Origin of the sequence: Cyclobacterium plantarum, from assembly GCF_011290685.1 — a bacterium.
GTDB classification, from domain to species: Bacteria; Bacteroidota; Bacteroidia; order Cytophagales; family Cyclobacteriaceae; genus Cyclobacterium; species Cyclobacterium plantarum.
Window position 1 is genome coordinate 781,337 of the sequence record NZ_JAANYN010000002.1, and the last position, 17,940, is coordinate 799,276.

The 17,940-nt window shown below is 44.4% G+C and carries 13 protein-coding genes; 9 read left to right on the plus strand and 4 right to left on the minus strand.

Annotated features, from left to right (window positions below; all coding sequences use genetic code 11):
• Positions 1-73 precede the first annotated feature (73 nt).
• From G9Q97_RS07270 to G9Q97_RS07295, 6 genes are all read left to right on the plus strand, one after another.
• Entirely contained in the window at positions 74-1,339 is a 1,266-nt protein-coding gene (locus G9Q97_RS07270) for a Gfo/Idh/MocA family oxidoreductase (protein ID WP_166144716.1), read from the plus strand.
• Between the two features lie 33 nt (positions 1,340-1,372).
• Positions 1,373-4,780 (plus strand): family 16 glycoside hydrolase, encoded by a 3,408-nt coding sequence (locus G9Q97_RS07275; RefSeq protein ID WP_166144719.1) that lies wholly within the window; start codon positions 1,373-1,375, stop codon positions 4,778-4,780.
• Positions 4,781-5,113: 333 nt separating this feature from the next.
• Positions 5,114-6,265: a hypothetical protein gene (locus G9Q97_RS07280; protein ID WP_166144722.1), complete on the plus strand. Its 1,152-nt coding sequence runs from the start codon at positions 5,114-5,116 to the stop codon at positions 6,263-6,265.
• 7 nt (positions 6,266-6,272) lie between these two features.
• The gene (locus G9Q97_RS07285; protein ID WP_166144725.1) at positions 6,273-8,063 is read left to right on the plus strand and encodes an OmpA family protein; all 1,791 of its coding nucleotides are present in this window, start codon (positions 6,273-6,275) and stop codon (positions 8,061-8,063) included.
• Between the two features lie 27 nt (positions 8,064-8,090).
• Positions 8,091-8,804 (plus strand): SIR2 family NAD-dependent protein deacylase, encoded by a 714-nt coding sequence (locus G9Q97_RS07290; RefSeq protein ID WP_166144728.1) that lies wholly within the window; start codon positions 8,091-8,093, stop codon positions 8,802-8,804.
• A 39-nt stretch (positions 8,805-8,843) separates the two neighbouring features.
• Positions 8,844-9,467: a hypothetical protein gene (locus G9Q97_RS07295; RefSeq protein ID WP_166144731.1), complete on the plus strand. Its 624-nt coding sequence runs from the start codon at positions 8,844-8,846 to the stop codon at positions 9,465-9,467.
• A 26-nt stretch (positions 9,468-9,493) separates the two neighbouring features.
• On the opposite strand, the gene G9Q97_RS07300 is transcribed toward G9Q97_RS07295, so the two are convergent.
• The 3 genes from G9Q97_RS07300 to G9Q97_RS07310 all read right to left on the minus strand — a co-directional run bounded on the left by G9Q97_RS07300 (position 9,494) and on the right by G9Q97_RS07310 (position 12,894).
• Positions 9,494-10,291 (minus strand): hypothetical protein, encoded by a 798-nt coding sequence (locus tag G9Q97_RS07300; RefSeq protein WP_166144734.1) that lies wholly within the window; start codon positions 10,289-10,291, stop codon positions 9,494-9,496.
• A gap of 162 nt (positions 10,292-10,453) precedes the next feature.
• A complete protein-coding gene (mgrA, locus tag G9Q97_RS07305) occupies positions 10,454-11,470 on the minus strand; it encodes an L-glyceraldehyde 3-phosphate reductase (RefSeq protein ID WP_317168733.1) in 1,017 nt (338 codons plus the stop codon).
• Between the two features lie 56 nt (positions 11,471-11,526).
• A complete protein-coding gene (locus G9Q97_RS07310) occupies positions 11,527-12,894 on the minus strand; it encodes an exonuclease domain-containing protein (protein ID WP_166144737.1) in 1,368 nt (455 codons plus the stop codon).
• A gap of 416 nt (positions 12,895-13,310) precedes the next feature.
• Between G9Q97_RS07310 and G9Q97_RS07315 the strand changes: the two genes are divergently transcribed.
• Together G9Q97_RS07315 and G9Q97_RS07320 are read left to right on the plus strand one after the other, a co-directional pair.
• The gene (locus G9Q97_RS07315) at positions 13,311-13,847 is read left to right on the plus strand and encodes a DinB family protein (protein ID WP_246255476.1); all 537 of its coding nucleotides are present in this window, start codon (positions 13,311-13,313) and stop codon (positions 13,845-13,847) included.
• Positions 13,844-14,419, plus strand: coding sequence for a sugar O-acetyltransferase (locus G9Q97_RS07320; protein ID WP_166144740.1), 576 nt, complete (start codon positions 13,844-13,846; stop codon positions 14,417-14,419). The genes G9Q97_RS07315 and G9Q97_RS07320 overlap by 4 nt, the downstream gene beginning before the upstream one ends.
• Here G9Q97_RS07320 and G9Q97_RS07325 read toward each other — a convergent pair whose 3' ends face one another.
• Positions 14,420-16,096: an AMP-binding protein gene (locus G9Q97_RS07325; RefSeq protein WP_166144743.1), complete on the minus strand. Its 1,677-nt coding sequence runs from the start codon at positions 16,094-16,096 to the stop codon at positions 14,420-14,422.
• Positions 16,097-16,391: 295 nt separating this feature from the next.
• Between G9Q97_RS07325 and G9Q97_RS07330 the strand changes: the two genes are divergently transcribed.
• On the plus strand, positions 16,392-17,006 hold the full coding sequence (locus G9Q97_RS07330; protein ID WP_166144746.1) for a DUF4230 domain-containing protein: 615 nt from the start codon (positions 16,392-16,394) through the stop codon (positions 17,004-17,006).
• The last annotated feature ends 934 nt before the right edge of the window (positions 17,007-17,940 follow it).

A 17,940-nucleotide genomic window follows, 5' to 3' on the forward strand; every position in this document is an offset into this window, starting at 1 on the left:
GTCCCATTTTATTTGTTAATCCTTTTTCAAGGAAATATATTCACGTGTTGATATAAAAAAAAATTAAGTAATTATGAATCATAAAACAAAAAATTCCAGAAGGTCATTCCTCAAGGGAAGCCTTCTGGCCCTGGGAGGCATCAGCATAGTGCCAAGACATGTGCTGGGGAAGGGTCATCTGGCCCCCAGTGACCAACTTACCAAAGGTATTATTGGCGTAGGAGGAATGGGAAGAGGCCACTTCAATTATGCCGGCACGAAAACTGTGGCCATTTGCGACGTAGATACCCGGCATATAGGTATAGCCCAGGAAACGCTGGGAAAAGGAGTCAAGACCTTTTCAGATTACCGGGAGCTGATCCAATTGCCTGAAGTAGACATTGTCCATATCGCCACCCCACCTCACTGGCATGGCATCATGGCCGTAGATGCTGCCAGGGAAGGGAAAGACATCTGGTGTGAAAAACCCATGACCAGAACCATAGGTGAAGGAAAAAAAGTAGTAGAAGCCATCAAGCAACATGGCAATATTTTTCGGCTGAATACCTGGTTCCGCTTCGATTCCAATTTTTATGGCATGAATACGGAAGTCAAAAACATCAAAAAACTGGTAGACTCCGGCATGCTGGGCTGGCCTCTGAAAGTTACCGTTGGAAAGCTGACCGGATTTGATTGGAAATTTTATTGGGTGGGAAGAACCGGTCTGGATACCATGCCGGTACCCAAAGAACTGGACTATGACCGCTGGTTGGGACCCGCTCCCTTTAAACCCTATCATGAACACAGAACCCATGGCACCTTTAGGGGATACTGGGATTATGATGGTGGCGGATTGGGGGATATGGGCCAACATTATATGGACCCCATTCAGTATTTCCTTGGAAAGGATCAGACCAATCCCGTAAAGGTGGAGATCGATGCACCTCAGCAGCATCCGGATGCAGTAGGTACCTGGAGAAAGATCACCTACACCTATGCCGATGGATGCCAGATTATCCTGGATGGAGAGGGTACCACTGAGGCCCCTTACATTGAAGGACCAAATGGTAAGCTTTACAGGGGCTTTAAATCAGATATTCCCAACATGGAAAGAAAACTGGCACAATTTCCGGATCCCGACCCACAGGTGACAGACTTTGTGGATGCAGTTAAAAATAGAAAAAAATTCGCTTTGAATGAGCAAAATGGCCACCGCTCCTGTACCCTTGTAAATATGGGATTGGTTGCCTTGAGACTGGGTAGATCCCTTGATTTTGATCCTGAAAATCAACGCTTTATTAATGATGAGGGAGCCAACAGACTTATAGACCAACCCATGCGGGCACCTTATACCATTTGATCCAATCAACATTAAAAGAATCAATCCAGTAACATGCAAAAACAATCTATATATAAAACCACCCTGATATTTGCTTTGCTGCTTGGGCAGGTATTTTTCTTAAGGGCGCAAAATCAATTGGACGATGGCAGGACCACCGCTACCAAAATAGCAGATTTACTCAACCGCTTTCCTGCCTCAAACGCACAAGGCCTGGAAATTGCCATGCAGCAGATGGAAGAATTGGGACAAGAGGGGATCAGCCAGATGGCTTCCATGCTGAAACCAGGAACAAATAACGAGAAATTGGAATATGCCCTGGCAGGATTCGCTTTTTACGCCAGCAATCCCGAAAAGGAAAACCTGGCCAGAATGGCCGTTCAGGCATATGGGAAGGCACTCGATAAAGTAGCGGATCCTGAATCCAAACACTTCCTGCTGACGCAGTTCAAGTGGATAGCAAAAGAGGATGCCGTACCCTATGTGGAGCCTTACCTTCAGGATGAGCGCTTATCAGGCATTGCTTCCCGTGTCATGGCCAACATTGGCTCCAGTTCTGCGGAAAGGGCGCTAATCCTGGCTTTGGGAGCTTCTGAAAATGTGGCGCAACAACTCAATTATATTGAGGCTCTGGGAGATTTCGGGAGTAAGGAAGCTGTGCAAGAAATTTCCTCTTTTGCAGATTCCCCCAACCCATCGGTTAAGAAAGTTGCCCTATATGCCCTGGCCAATATTGCTGACCCAGGCAGTGCCAAACAATTTTATGCCGCAGCTGAAAGTTCGGGTTTCACCTATGACCCAAGCACTGCGGCTGCTCTTTACCTGAGGTATATCGACAATTTGGGCGAAAAGGGACAAGGCAAAACCGCCTTTAAGCTAGCTAAAAAGTTAAACAAAAAAACCAATACACAGGACCATTTCCATACCAAGGCAGGTGCTTTGGGTTTAATGGTTAAATTTAACCCGGAAAAGGCCGGAAAATGGCTTACTTCAGCAGCTCTGAACGAGCAATTCCGATACAGGGGAACAGCCCTGAAGCTCCTATCTGATGAAAGGCTTGTCACTAATCTGGAAGTCTGGGAGAAAACTTTGGAAAAGGGATCCCCAGAGGCAAAAGCCGCGATCATTCGTAGAATGGGCGAGGTAAAAAATGAAAAAATTGCCCGGACCATCGTTCCTTATCTGAAAAGTGAGGATGAAATGATCCGAATAGAGGCGATTGCCGCGGTAGTAGCCGCTGGTGAAAACCTGGCACTGGAAGACTTGCTTGACAGGCTGGAGCCGGCAGGAGAAGCAGAAACTGAAGCACTGGTATCAGCACTCAAAAGTATGAACGGTGATAATGTTACGGCAGCATTTGCCTCAAGAATTCCGGAGGCAAGTACTAATAACAAGATTTTACTTTTGGATTTATTGGCCTCAAGAGCCGCAGAGGAACAGATTGATGTAGTATTGAATGCTGCAAAAAACAGTGACCCTGCTGTGAAAGAAGCCGCAATGACTGCCTTATCGGCTATGGCCAGACCCCAAGACCTGGATCAATTGGTATCTTTGTTGAAGGCAGAATCAAATACCACAAACCTTGAAAGAATTCAGGAAGCCATCATTGTGGCAAATGCACAAAAAGAGGATCTGGTTTCACAAACCAGCTGGGCAATGGATTTACTTCCAGGTCTTGCTCCTGACAAGCAATTGTACCTGTACAAGGTATTGGCAAAAACCGGAGGGGAAATGGCCCTGGAAAAATTACAGGACATTTATGAAAATGGAAACAATCAGCAAAAACAGGCTATCGTTGCGGCTTTGAACCAGGCAGATGATGCCAATGCCACCGAAGCCCTGTTGCATATCGCCAGAAATGCACGGAACAGCAGCCTGAAAGAAGGTGCCCTGATGGGATATATCCGATTGATTCCGGTTGTAGACAGCCCCGGTGCGCAAAAAGTTTTGATGCTAAGAAACGCATTGGAGCTGGCTGAGGATAATGAAACCATTTTGGCAGCAATTGACCAAATCGGCAATTACCCAACCTTCCAGGCCTTGCTTGTAGCTGCTGATTACCAGGAAAAGGCAGCTTTTCAGCAAAGTGCCGCCAGAGCGGTTATGAAAATTGTTTTGAACAACGAAAATATCTTTGGAGATCAGGTAAGGGAGATTGTAGAGAAAACAAAAGCTGTCATCAGTGGACAGGACAGTCAATATTACAAGACGTCCCTACAGAAATACCTGGATGAAATGCCTGAAGGTAAGGGCTTTTATTCCCTGTTCAACGGAGAAAACCTGGATGGATGGAAAGGTGTATTCAGTAACCCGATAAAAAGGGCGGCCATGAGTGAAAGGGAATACAAGCGGGAACAGGAAAAAGCCAACGAGATGATGGAGAAAGGCTGGAAAGCAGAAGAAGGCCTACTGGTGTTCCTTGGAGAAGGTCAGAATATTGCAGCTACCAAGGACTATGGGGATTTTGAAATGTTTGTAGACTGGAAAATCACCGAAGAAGGTGATGCAGGCATCTACCTGAGAGGCACCCCACAGGTACAAATCTGGGATCCCGCCAGAACGGACGTAGGAGCCGAAGTGGGATCAGGCGGGCTGTATAACAACCAAGAACACCCAAGCAAACCACTTAAAGTTGCAGATAATCCAGTAGGCGAATGGAATACTTTCCACATCAAAATGCAGGGAGAAAATGTAACCGTTTATTTGAATGGGGAACTGGTGGTAGATGAAGTGCCCCTGGAAAATTACTGGGATAGGGACCAGACCATCTTTCCGGAAGGGCAGATTGAGCTGCAGGCTCACGGCACCTACGTGGCCTACCGGGATATTTACATCAGGGAATTGGTTGGTGCTCCGAGGTTTGAATTGAGTGAGGAAGAAAAAGCTGAAGGTTTTGAGGTCTTATTTGACGGTACTAACCTGGACAAATGGACCGGAAACAAAACCGACTATGTGGCTGAAAATGGTGTTTTGGCCATTTATCCGGGCAGAGGCGGACAAGGAAATCTCCTCACCGAAAAAGAATACGGGGATTTTGAATTCCGTTTTGCTTTCAAACTTACCCCCGGAGCCAATAATGGACTGGGGATCAGAGCCCCTTTGGAAGGAGATGCAGCTTATGCAGGGATGGAACTACAAATTCTGGATGATACGGCTGAAATTTACAGTGAGCTTAAGCCTTATCAATACCATGGATCTCTTTATGGGGTCGCGGCCGCTGAAAAGGGACATCAAAATCCAGTGGGAGAATGGAATTACCAGCGGGTAATTGTGAAAGGTGATCGGATTCAGGTCATCCTTAACGGGACCAAAACACTGGATGTGAACATTGCAGAAGCCAAAGAAAATGGTACCCTGGATGGCAGAGAACATCCGGGTCTATTCCGTGAAAAAGGCCATATTGGATTTTTAGGCCATGGAGATATCGTTTATTTTAAGGATATCCGGGTAAAAGAATTGTAATAGCCTAAATATTTTACGTACAAAAGGTTGCCCCACTATCTGAGGCAACCTTTTTTTATTTTTTACATATTTAATGATTTGATTTCCAGATTTCTCAGCACTTCATTTAATCCTGGCCAGTCAATGAAATCAAAAAACCATCTTCCCTGATCTAACAAAAGGGCATCCTACTGGTTTTACTGTTTTATAGCGCATGTTCAGGGCGTTAATGGTAAGGACCAAAGGAAGATCTGAATTTAAAAAGGGATCAATTTTTGTGTCTGGTTACTTTTGTTAGCGAATTGCAGCCTTGCAGGTACCGACTCCTGATTTAATCAACAAAATTTTATTCTAATGAAACAAATTTTATTCGTTCTTTCATTGCTTTCTTTGCCTGCCCTGGCGCAAGATCAATCCATTAGCTTTTCTCCCGAAAATAACCAAATCAACGGCGGACGCCCCCTTCCTTCTGAAGCGCCTTTTTACATACAAGGTAACGTTCCTGTTGGGATCAAACGGGTGGAACTTAAAATTTTTAAAAGCAAAAAAAATGAAAATCTGGCGGATTCCTATTCCTGGAAGGCTGCGTACGGTGATGATCCTCAAAATTATGAAGTGTTTGTCGCCTACCCCCTTCGAAGCAGCGAGAATTACACCTTGAGATTTTACTATTATAGCCAGGCTGATTCTAATGAAATGCTTGCCTTGCAAGATGCCCTACATACCAATCTTGAAGGCTATGTCAATGCCAATTTTATCGCCAATAAACGGGGCATCAGTGCCCTTACTAACCCCAAGGCCATGTTAATCCATCTGGACCAGGTGGTCCTACAGGGCATGCAAAACTATACCCACCCGCTGGAACAGGAATTCCAGGGCTTCAGCGATATGGTCAAAATCAAAATTGAACAGTTTCAGGAAGTGAAATTGAAAGGGGCAAGGTTTAATCTTTTGTCTAAAAATCCGGACCCGGACAACGAAGGGCAGGCCCAATACACTGCCCAATTGAAAAAGGAGCTGATAGACCTGCTTCATGCAGAGGTGGACCAGTATCTCCGGGCAAATCTGCTGATGTTGGTGGATATCCGGGAACTGGAAAATTATCCTACGGAGAAAAAGCCATTCTACCTTCCCCTCAATCTGGGGTATGCCGGAACCTACTTTAGTGGAGGGTTTAATAACCTGGATTATGGTACTTCTGCCTTTGCCGGTATTTCTGTACCACTTGGAAACAAGAGTTTTACGCGATTTTTAGGAAATGCTTCCGTTTCTACCGGAGTGTTTTTCTCCAATATGGAAGATAGCAACCAAACTGAAATCAGCGGGCCACTTGTAGGCCGACCGGTTTATGTGGGCTTGGGTTACCGGATATTCAGGATCCTGAGATTCAATGCAGGTACTGTACTGACCTCCTCTGATGTAGACGCCAATATAGAAAACATTACCCTTTACCCATTTATAGGTTTCAGTGTAGAGTTTAATCTTTGGTTGGGACTGAATAAATAGACATCGCATGAAAAACAGCTGCACAGTAATCCTGGTTCTAACCTTTCTTCTAATGGGTGTAGAAAGTCATGCACAGCTTTCGCCTTATCACTGGAGACTGGGATTGGGCATCGGTTATAGCCATTACCTCATGCCGAACCAAATAAAAAAAATTTCCGATATACCACAAATTTATGCCTTACCCCTTCCCTTTCATCCAGAGAGAAACTGGACCCTAAGCCTGGAAAAGCGATTGAGCCCCGGACTGGGTCTGGCATTCCTGGGCGGAGAATCAACCTTCGAAGGCACCAGCAGCTTTAGCAGCACCGGACATTTTGGTAACGGACAAGGCCGGGATTATCAGGCATCGGTAGTAAACCTGGGTTCATCCCTGGTATTTAGAGCCGACAATGGAAAAATAATAAGGGAAAATGCGAAACTGGCTCCATACCTGAGTCTGGGCGCAGGATGGCTTTACAGGAAGGGGAAAAGCCCTGAACCAAACACCTTCTCTTCCCTACTAGAAATCAATCCTAATGAAACGGTCAATTTTTCAACCAACCAACTGTATTGGACCGGCGGAATAGGGATCAGAGTAAAGGCCACCAACCAACTGGAATTATTCATCCAATCAGACATGCAGGGAAACCTTCATTTATTTGAAGATGCAGATCCAGGATCGGACATTTTAAAACGCAATGGCTATCAGGAAAACCCTGATGTCCCTCCTCTTGATTGGGTCTTCAATCACCGTATGGGATTGAAATTTAGCTTCATTCCGGCAAAATCAGCCTACCGGGCCAATGTGATCAGCCCCTCCTCTACTCCTCCTCAAAGCAGGGAAGAAAAAAGGAAGCCAAATCCGGACCCGAAAACTGATAAATCCACAGAAATCATTAAACGGGATACCTTGGAGCTCAGCCAGAATACTCCCCCTACCTCCTTTCCCAAAGGGAGCAGAGAAGGAGATGCAACCGAATCGGATCGGGAAGAACAGACAGTATCGGGGTATAATTACCCTGGTTGGGAGAGTTCAGAACCAGGCCTATCGATGTCGTCTGCTCCGCCTCCTGACTATCAGTACAGGGTGATCTACAGTAATCCCCCGCCAACAACCTACGACAGCTATACCGAAAGAGATTATCTGGGCTACCATCCGGACCAGATCCGTCCGACTTATAGGTCTACACAAAAATCATCCCCGCCAATTAATAATAAAAGGAGGTATTTGCCCATCCTGGCAGTTCCTTTTCTGGGCAGACCCGCTGCCCTACCCCTACCTGCGGATAGCTCCGGGATAAATAACCGGATGGCCTATACCTTTCCCAAAGTACAAGAAAGAAATTCATCCTCGGGGCTCAGACTGGATCCTCAGCGAGTAACCTGGAATTTTCACCCAAACAGCCCCTCTTGGGATTTAGCCGTCCCTGGTTTACCTGTTACCAGAGTACAAGAAAATGGAGCGGAAAAAACGCTTTCCTATGAATTACCTGTCAGCTATGCAGTGATTTATTTTGCGAAGGAGCAAAGTGAACTTTCGGAATTGGCCCTGGAAAAACTGGCATCTATTGCTGCCAGCCTACAGGAATATCCACAAGCCGTCGTTTCGATAAAAGGATTTGCGGATCATACCGGAAGTATCTCCTATAATATGGCATTGATCGAAAGACGTTCCGAGGCTGTAGCGGATGCTTTAAAAGAAAAAATGGGCATTGCGCCAGAAAAAATTCAGATCCAACCCGGAGCCCTGCTGGTTAGGGGCAGCTACAAAAGCCCAAGAAAAGAAGATCGTATGGTAGAAATACAAATCTTATTTTAACTTTGAAAAAAGAAATAAATAAGATTCATGGGTGAACAAGAAAAACAGAAGTTAGTGGTGCTGACCGGGGCTGGTATCTCTGCAGAAAGCGGCATTAAGACTTTTAGGGATGACAATGGCCTTTGGGAGGGTCATGATGTAATGGATGTAGCCACACCGGAAGGCTGGCAGAGAAACAGGGAGTTGGTACTGGATTTTTACAACCAAAGAAGAAAAGCCTGTCTGAAAGCCAAGCCCAACCAGGCCCACTTGAAGCTGGCGGCACTTGAAAGCAGCTATGAGGTGACCATCATCACCCAAAACGTGGATGATCTGCATGAAAAAGCGGGCTCTTCTCAGATCATTCATCTTCATGGGGAATTGTGCAAATCCCAAAGCAGCATAGACCCGGAAATCACCTATCCCATAGAGGGCTGGGAATTAAAACTCGGCGATAAATGTGAAAAAGGATCTCAATTGAGGCCTTTTGTGGTTTGGTTTGGCGAACCCGTCCCCAAAATGACAGCAGCCATTGCTGCAGTCCAACAGGCGGATGCCCTGGCTGTAATCGGAACCTCATTGCTTGTTTATCCTGCTGCCGGATTGATAGATTATGTGGCAGCAAACATCCCTAAATTCATCATTGACCCCAAAATACCCTCACTTTACCCCATGGAGAACCTGTTTCCCATAGAAGAAAAAGCCGGTACAGGAGTGATGAAAATGGAAAATCTTTTGAAATCATGGGACTTCAAAAACTAATCCCATATTTTTTTTACTTTTGAGCTTAAACACAACACCTTGAAAACAGCAATAAAAACGAACAGTCAGACGAGTTTAGGAATAATCCTCGGTAAAAGTATACTAAAATTAACCCTGGCAGGATTATTTATTGGCTTCCTTTATCCGCAAGATGGCTTGGTGGCTCTTTTTTTGGCAGCTTACATGGTCTATTCCCTGGTCAAAAAATGGAAAACAACTGCTGAGGACAGGTACATTTACCTGATTGGAACGATCCTCAGTGGCCTTTTAGGTGTTTGTTGCGAGCTATGGGGGATTTATTTTGGCTATTGGGAATACCATGATTTAGGTTCCGGAAGGGCTTTTCCCTACTGGCTCCCTTTTGCCTGGGCTTTGGCCTTTACCTTTATCTATCAACTTGAAAAAGAATTGTTTTTACTTACAGGAGTCAAACAGGTATCCGGCAAAATCATCATCACCCTGCTGGTAGCCATGATATTTCCTACCTATGGAGAAATCATAACCATTAATATGGGAGTCTGGACTTATACCTGGCCCTATCAGGTATTTGGCGTTCCACTGCTGGCCATCTTATTGCTGGTCATTTTCCATACAGGACTCAATTTTTTAATGGTGCTGTGTTGCCGGTATTTTGGATGGAAAAATGAGGTTTTTAATCCTTGAAAAATCTCATCTTTCCATCCTTTTGTTTACCTTACCACCGTCTCCAGAGTGGCCAGGTAGACCCATTTCTGATCCCTGGAGTTCAAGCCTGCCTCCACTTCTTGTTGTTGCTCTTCGGTGATTTCCATGTCTTCAAATTCCATGGAATTAAAAAATTGCAGGTAATCCGAATAAACATTCATGGTCATGTGCGTGGACTTGGCTTCACTTCCTGTTGGTAAGGCGGTCCTTAGAAAGCGCCAACTTTCCATCAGGTCGGCATTAATTTTTCTCTGGTGGTGGGGCAAAAAAACTTCTTGTTCTGCTCTTTCGTAATCCTGAAATTTACCTTCTACCGCCTTCATCAGGTCAAAGGAAGCAAGAATCCCTGGTTGAAATTCAAAATTATCGGCGGTGCTGGCTACCTGCACCATATAGTTTCTAACTGCCAGGTCCCGCATGTCCAGTGCATCCCTGATTTTTTGTCTGGCCTCTGCTGCACTCATATTTGGGAAAGCTTTGATGGCATCGGCTACCAACTGCTCCATATCGTTGCCATTCATCATTTTAACAGGATCACTGTAATAGGTTACCGTGACATACTGAAAATTTTCCCCTTCCAGATCTGAACCGGATTGCAAGGACCAAAGATCCCATCCATTGATGTGTCCTTCTTCTTTGGATACCTTGTGCACATTGGCCAAAAAATCCTTGTATTCCAAATAATCCAGCACCCTGTCTGGCTCAACCTTGATAAATTCAAGGACCACATACTGCTGTTCCTGTCCGTATAAATTGAAACAGGTGAATAAAGTGATAAACAATACTGTTAGCTGCTTTTTCATGACTTTGGTTATTTGGGTACAAAACCAATATACAAAGTTTAAAACAAAATAAATACCGTTAATCAGTTTTTTTTGCCAACAAGAATATTTGTATTGTAAAAATAAAACCCTGTACAATTACAATCATTGTACAGGGTAAATAAACCGGGATACTTTTTACTATTATTTTAATATTTGTTCGATTTCTCCAATTTCGGAATCTGAAAAATCTAACTTGTTCAAACTTTCTACATTATCCCTAAGCTGCTCCGGTTTACTTACGCCCACCAAAACAGAAGTGATCCGCTGGTCTTTCAATAGCCAGGCGATGGCCATTTGGGCCAGACTTTGACCCCTGTCCCTGGCCAGGCCATTCAGTTTCTCCACTTTGGCCAGCAATTCCGGAGTGATTTTTTCGGTATTCAGGTACCTGCCATCTTTAACCGCTCTTGAATCTTCAGGAAAACCATTCAGGTATTTATTGGTCAATAGGCCCTGCTCCAACGGGGAAAAGGCAATGGCCCCTATTCCTTCTGATTCCAGGGTATCCAACAGTCCATCCTCTACCCACCGGTCCATCATGCTATAGCGGGGTTGGTGAATCAAAAAAGGCGTTCCCAGTTCTTTTAATATCCGGGACGCCCTGGCCGTATCTTCAGCATTGTATTGGGAAATGCCCACGTAGAGTGCCTTACCCTGCCTGACCATCAGGTCCAGTGCCCCCATGGTTTCTTCCAAAGGTGTTTCGGGATCCGGCCGGTGATGATAAAAGATATCCACATAGTCCAAACCCATCCTTTTCAGGCTTTGATCCAGACTGGCCATCAGGTATTTTTTGGAACCGAAGTTGCCATAAGGTCCCGGCCACATGTCCCAGCCGGCTTTAGAGGAAATGATCAACTCATCTCTCAGGGATTTAAAGTCCTTCTCAAAAATCCTCCCAAAATTTTCTTCAGCAGATCCATAGGGTGGTCCATAGTTATTGGCCAGATCAAAGTGGGTAATACCCAGGTCAAAGGCGGTTCTCAGTATATTACGCCCATTCTTAAAATCATCGCTGTGACCGAAATTGTGCCATAAGCCCAAAGAAATCAGGGGCAAATCCAAACCACTTTTCCCACATCTTCTGAATTTCATCGATGAATACCTGCCGGGATCTGCTTGATACGGCAACAATGGGTCCTGATCGTTTATTTTCATAGGTTTCTATTGGTTATTTGAAATTAAAGGTACACTTTATTACCTGTAAAGGAAATTCAACCAGAGCTTAAATGAATGATATGATCCGTTGAAAATTTACCAATAAAAGATTGTAGTAATAGCCGGGTCTCAGCCACCCTTTTAACAGGCTTAAGGCAATCTACCACTTCCTGAACATGGTTGTAATCCAAGGCCAGGTCTACATAGCCGAATGCTGCCAGGAAACCTTCTTCAAATAACAACACGGCTTCTTCCTCCGCACTCCTTCCTTTGTCCTTGATCAAAAACCGCTCTCCCTCTTTGAAAGCATTGCCAAAAACCTTTTCAGCCCTTTGGTTATATGCCTCAGAGGGCTCTTTTCCACAGCAGGCGCCCTTGCATTTGCCAAATTGATAATCGTAACACGCTCCGGCGGTTTTCTGTATGCCGCTTAGCTTTGGGCAAAGATCAAAAGCTTCAATCTTATCTGACAGGTTCTTCCAGGCTTCTGCATGACTGGAAAAGGACATCAATGGTTTTACTCCGGAGACAATCTTATTGATCTGAAACCGTTTGAAGCCATCCTGATCCAAATATGCATATATTCCCCAGGAAACGGACCTCACCTTAAGAGAGCGGTTGTATTTGGGCCACAGCCTCTTGATTTCCATCGCCTCCAATAGCAGCGCCAGCAACTCACTTCCGGTTAATTCATAACTGACATCAAAAATTTCGGTTTTCAGGTTTATTTTAGATTTTCCTGTAAAATGACCCATAAACCTGCTCTTGATATTGATGGCCTTGCCCACATAAATCACCCTGCCATTTTTATCATGAAAATAATAAACACCCGTGGCTTGTGGCAATTGTTCGTATTGCTCACTACTGATATTTGGCGGTAAAGTAAGCGACTTGTTCCTGCCCTTTACCGATTGGCTGATCTCATGCTGCTGGTCTGCCTGAAGCAGCTGCCCAAAAAGAATGGCGGTGGCCCATGCATCCCCCAGTGCCCGGTGTCGGTCATTGACCTGAATGCCCCTTGATTCACAAAGCCTTCCCAGGCTGTAACTTTTTAATCCGGGAAAAATCTTCCGGCTAAGCCTGACGGTACACAGGCGTTTTGGTTTAAACACCTTATTGACCTGCTCAAATTCCCGTTTGACAAAATTAAAATCGAAGGACACATTGTGGGCGACAAAAATTTTTCCTTCCAGCAATTCGAGCAACTCATCCGCTATTTGCGCAAAAGTGGGTGCTCCTTCCAGCATCCCGGAGTCGATACCCGTCAACCCGGTAATAAATCCCGGAACAGCCCTACCAGGATTCAGCAACTTTTCATAATGCCCGGTTATCTTTTGGCCATCATGAAAAACTACAGCAATTTCTATGATTCTGTTGCTGGCGGAAAACCCACCTGTAGTTTCAATATCAACGATGGCATACATATTTTAGGAACTAAATAAAGGGATTGGCCGGGAAAATCAAAATGGAAAGTTTTAATTTCTTTCTTGAATTACTTCCTGCAAATGCTTAATATTACTTGATAACCACAAACTTATCAGGTATTGTCGATAATCAGCTGTTTGTTGAAATTTAACAAGTGAAATCCAGATGGTCTTTATCCATAAGGATCAATAGATTATAATCCTTAAAATCCGCAAACCTGTCAGGTTTATGGTATTCAACCAACAATAAAATTCGAGAGGAAGAAACCTGACAGGTTTTGACCCCTATTAATCAGGTGATTAAAGTGTTAGGTTGCGGATTATAGGTTTTAACTTTTAGTTTTTGGTTTGAAATTTGCTTGTTGTTTCGAACCCTCAAGCCTGTTAGTTAAACCAGCCCTTAATAAATTAATCTGATGAAAGAAAAAGCCGATACCTGGCAAATGGAACTGACCCAATTGACCTGGGAGTTTGAAAAACTACTCAATGATTTTGATTTGACCCGGTTGAACCAAAAGCCGGACCCTCACCAATGGAGTCCTATGGAAATTATCCATCACCTGGTTTTGGTCAATACTTCCTATTTCCCAACTTTTGATCAGCTTGCCAAAAACACCCACCAAAGCCCTATTTTGGGAAAAATCCCTTTTATTGGGAAAAAAATAGGCCAAATGATTTTAGATGCTAACAAAAAACCGCAAAAAATAAAGACATTCAAGACCTGGGAGCCATCGTCGGGTTCCACTTATAACAATGACCTTTTAGCGGCTTTTTTCAAGCAACAAGATGAACTTTCAGGCTACATTCAGGATCTGGATCATTTGCTGGACCAAAACCTCATGATCCGATCCCCGGCCAACGATTGGATCTTTTATTCCCTGGATGATGCTTTTGAAATAATAATAACCCACGAAAAAAGACACCTGAATCAACTCGAAAAAATCCTGAAATGAAATCTGAAAAAGAAAAGATGTTGGCGGGAGAATTATATCTTGCCTCCGATGAAACCCTTACCCGGGAAAGGCTTCATGCCCGGAGACTTTTGAAAGCCCTGAACGACAGTTTCCCCGATGAAATCCACAAAAGAAAGGAAATCATGGAGGAACTTTTTGGTAAAATCGGGAAAGATTTCGGTTTAGAGCCGCCTTTCTTCTGTGATTATGGGTACAATATCCGTGTAGGAGATCAGGTTTTTTTTAATTTCAATTGTGTGATACTGGATGTTACTCCTGTCAGCATAGGAGATCGTTGTCTGTTTGGCCCTAATGTCCATATTTATGCAGCCACTCATCCCCTGAACGCTGAAGTCCGGGGCAGCCTGCAGGAATTTGGGCAACCTGTCAAAATAGGAGACGACGTTTGGGTAGGAGGCGGTGCGATCATTTGTCCCGGAGTAAGCATAGGAGATCGCAGCATTATTGCAGCAGGGGCAGTGGTGACAAAAAGTATCCCTTCAGATGTGCTGGCGGGAGGAAACCCCGCCAGAATTATCAAATCCCTGGAAGAAGGCCCGAAGTTGGCCTAATCAGTGGTTTTTTTCATGGTTCTCGCGGATTACCCGCCTGAGAATCTTACCTACGTTGGATTTGGGAAGTTCATCGACGAAATAAATTTCCTTGGGCACCTTATAGCTGGTCAGGTTTTCCCTGCTGAAAGCTATCAGTTCTTCTGCAGTCAATGGAGCATCATTTTTAACCACATAGGCCACTACTTTTTCTGTAGATTTCTCATCGGGCAGGCCGATCACGCCTACCTCATTGACAGCATCGTGCGCAGCCAGGGCATCCTCTACTTCATTGGGGTAAACGTTGAAACCGGAGACCAGTATCATTTCCTTTTTCCGGTCAACTATCTGTAAAAAGCCATCCTCATCCTGTACGGCAATGTCTCCGGTTTTGAACCATTCCCCGTAAAAAGCATCCTTTGTCTCTTCGGGCCGCTGCCAATAACCAGGCATGACCTGCGGACCCTTGACACATAATTCACCCCTTTCACCCAAGGGCAATGATTTTCCTTCATCGTCCACAATCTTGACCTCTGTATTGGGTAAGGGTACACCTATGGTACCTAACCTTTCTGTGCCATCTATGGGATTACAGGAAACAACAGGGGAAGTCTCTGTCAGACCATAACCTTCGGCCAATGGCGTACCGGTAACTTGCTCCCAGCGCCTGGCAACCGATTTTTGTACGGCCATCCCCCCACCGACGGCAATCTTGAGGGAGCTAAAGTCCAATGCCCGGAAAGAAGCCTGATTGAGCAAACCGTTAAATAGCGTGTTTACACCGGTAAAGACACTGAAAGGATGTTTTTTAAGTTCCTTACAAAATGCCGGCATATCCCGGGGATTAGTGATCAACACATTGTGTGCACCAATTTTCATCATGGCCAGACAGTTGACTGTCAAAGCAAAAATATGGTATAGAGGCAAGGCGGTGATAACGGTTTCCTCCCGCTCTTTGAGTTTGGGTTTCATCCAGGCAGAAATCTGTTGCATGTTGGCCACTATATTACCGTGACTCAACATGGCTCCCTTTGAAACACCAGTTGTCCCACCTGTATATTGCAAAAAGGCCAGATCTTCCGATTTTAAAGTCGGTTTTTCGAGGGTCTTATTTTCTCCGGCGGCAAGCGCTTTGTTGAAGGTCCAGGCTCCGGGCAAGGAATAGGCCGGCACCATTTTCTTGATGTATTTGACCACCAGATTGACGATAGTCCCTTTTAGCCCTCCAAGGAGGTCTCCAATTTCAGTGGTGACGATATGCTTAATCCCCAGTTCCCCGCTGATTTTTTCCAGGTTATGGGCAAAATTTGCCAGAATGACGACCGTTTTGACACCGGCATCCGAATACTGGTGTTTCATCTCAGAAGAAGTATACAAGGGGTTGGTATTTACCACAATCAGCCCCGCCCTTAAAGCGCCAAACATGGCTACCGGATACTGCAGCAAATTGGGCATCTGAATCCCGATCCGATCCCCCTTTTCCATATGCAGTTCTTTTTGGAAAAAAGTCGCAAAATGCCTGGACAGCTCATCGAGCTCATTGAATGACATGGTCTTACCCATACATTCATAAGCTACCGCATCCCCATATTTCTGGATGCTTTCTTCAAACAAATCCACCACGCAACTGAATTCATCGGGATCTATGGTAGTGGGAACAGCTTTTGGGTAAAATTTAAACCATGGAAAGTCCTGCATATCTGTTTTTTTGAGGTTATTGAAATGGGCAATGGTACTAAGATATCCAATGTAATGCTTTTTTTAAAAAGATATTTCCAATAATATTGTTTTCCGGCCGATTTAAAGAAAATCTTTTCCTCCAGGTATAAGTCAAGGACTATGTTATTAACATGTTGGTTACTATACGATTTGTTTCCGTTCGTTTTAATTGAATATGCGTGCTAAATACAGTCCCGAGATGTTTAAATTCAGTTTATGATGCTAATCATCCAAAGATTTAAGGTAGCTATTTTCACCATATAATTGAACGCTTATGTACAGGTTTCTGGCCGGAGTTGTTACGGCAATATTGTTGTTCCTTATGGTCTTCTTTTTCCTCCGAAAACAGCAGGAAAAGGAAGAAATACAACTCAACACGGCATTGATTGAGCAGGAAATCAAGCAGGTGGGTAAGCTTATCGTGACAGAGGGCCATTTCTCCCAGATATTGAGCTATAAAAATACCCGAAGAAATTATTTTGATATTTTTTCCGCCAATAAAAAAGCCCTGGTGATCGTGAATGCAAAGGTCACCATTGGCTATGATCTCCGCCAGATCCGGACAGAAATTGATCCTGAGGCCCGGCAGGTTCGGATTACAAGTATACCTGAACCAGAAGTCAATATCTATCCAGACTTGCAGTACTACGATATCAGCCAGGATTATTTCAATAAATTCGATGCAGCGGATTACAACAAAATCAAGGGGAGGATCAATACTATTCTGGAGGAAAAAATCAATCAATCTGACCTGAAATCCGATGCCAGGGAACGATTACTTACGGAGTTATCCAGGATTTATATCCTTACCAAAACCATGGGCTGGAGTTTGCATTTTGAGGAAACCACCATCAATTCTCCCGAGGAGCTGCGGGGTTTGGAGTTTTGACCTTGTACCGGAATACATTGTCATTCCAATTTGTTTACGAAAGCAGGATTGCAAATCCTGGTTATCTATATTACACTCCGCTCCGCGGAATTTGTAATTCCGTGGTTCAGATACAGGGGATTTGCAATCCCCGAAACCCTCTCTGGGTGTAGTTGGCAACTACATCCCAGGTATCCGATTGGTTACGTATAGGAGGCATTTGTAATGCCGGAAACCAAAGACCAGCCGAAAAAAAATCGTTCTTTAAAATGCACCGGTTTAGCCATTATAAATGGCTTTTTACCAGTTCTTATCTGTTCATGACACCGAAAATAGCAGGGTGAAGTGGCATACTTCACCCAGTAGCCATTCATTTATCTGTGCTAATCTGAGTAATCTGTGGTGAACTCTCCGCTCCGCAGAATTTGTAATTCCGTGGTTCAGATACAGGGGATTTGCAATCCCCGAAACCCTCTCTGGGTGTAGTTGGCAACTACATCCCAGGTATCCGATGCGTTAGGCAAACGATGCATTTGCAATGCCGGAAATCAAAGACCGACCGCAACGAAAAGCGCGCTTTTAAAATGCATACGATAAGCCATTACAAATGGCCCTTTGGCGGGTTTTATTTGTTTATGATTCCGAAAATAACAGGATGAAGTAGCATACTTCACCCAGTACTGATCTTATTATCTGTGTTAATCTGAGTAATCTGTGGTGAACTCTCTCTGGGTGTGGTTGGCTGTCTCTGGGTGAGTTTGCAACTACATCCCAGCTATCCGATTGGTTACGTATACGAGGCATTTGCAATGCCGGAAACCAAAGAAAATAGTTCATTAAAACTCACTCGGCTTGCAATTACAAATGGCTTTTTGCCAGTTCTTATCTGTTCATGACACCGAAAATAGCAGGGTGAAGTGGCATACTTCACCCAGTAGCCATTCATTTATCTGTG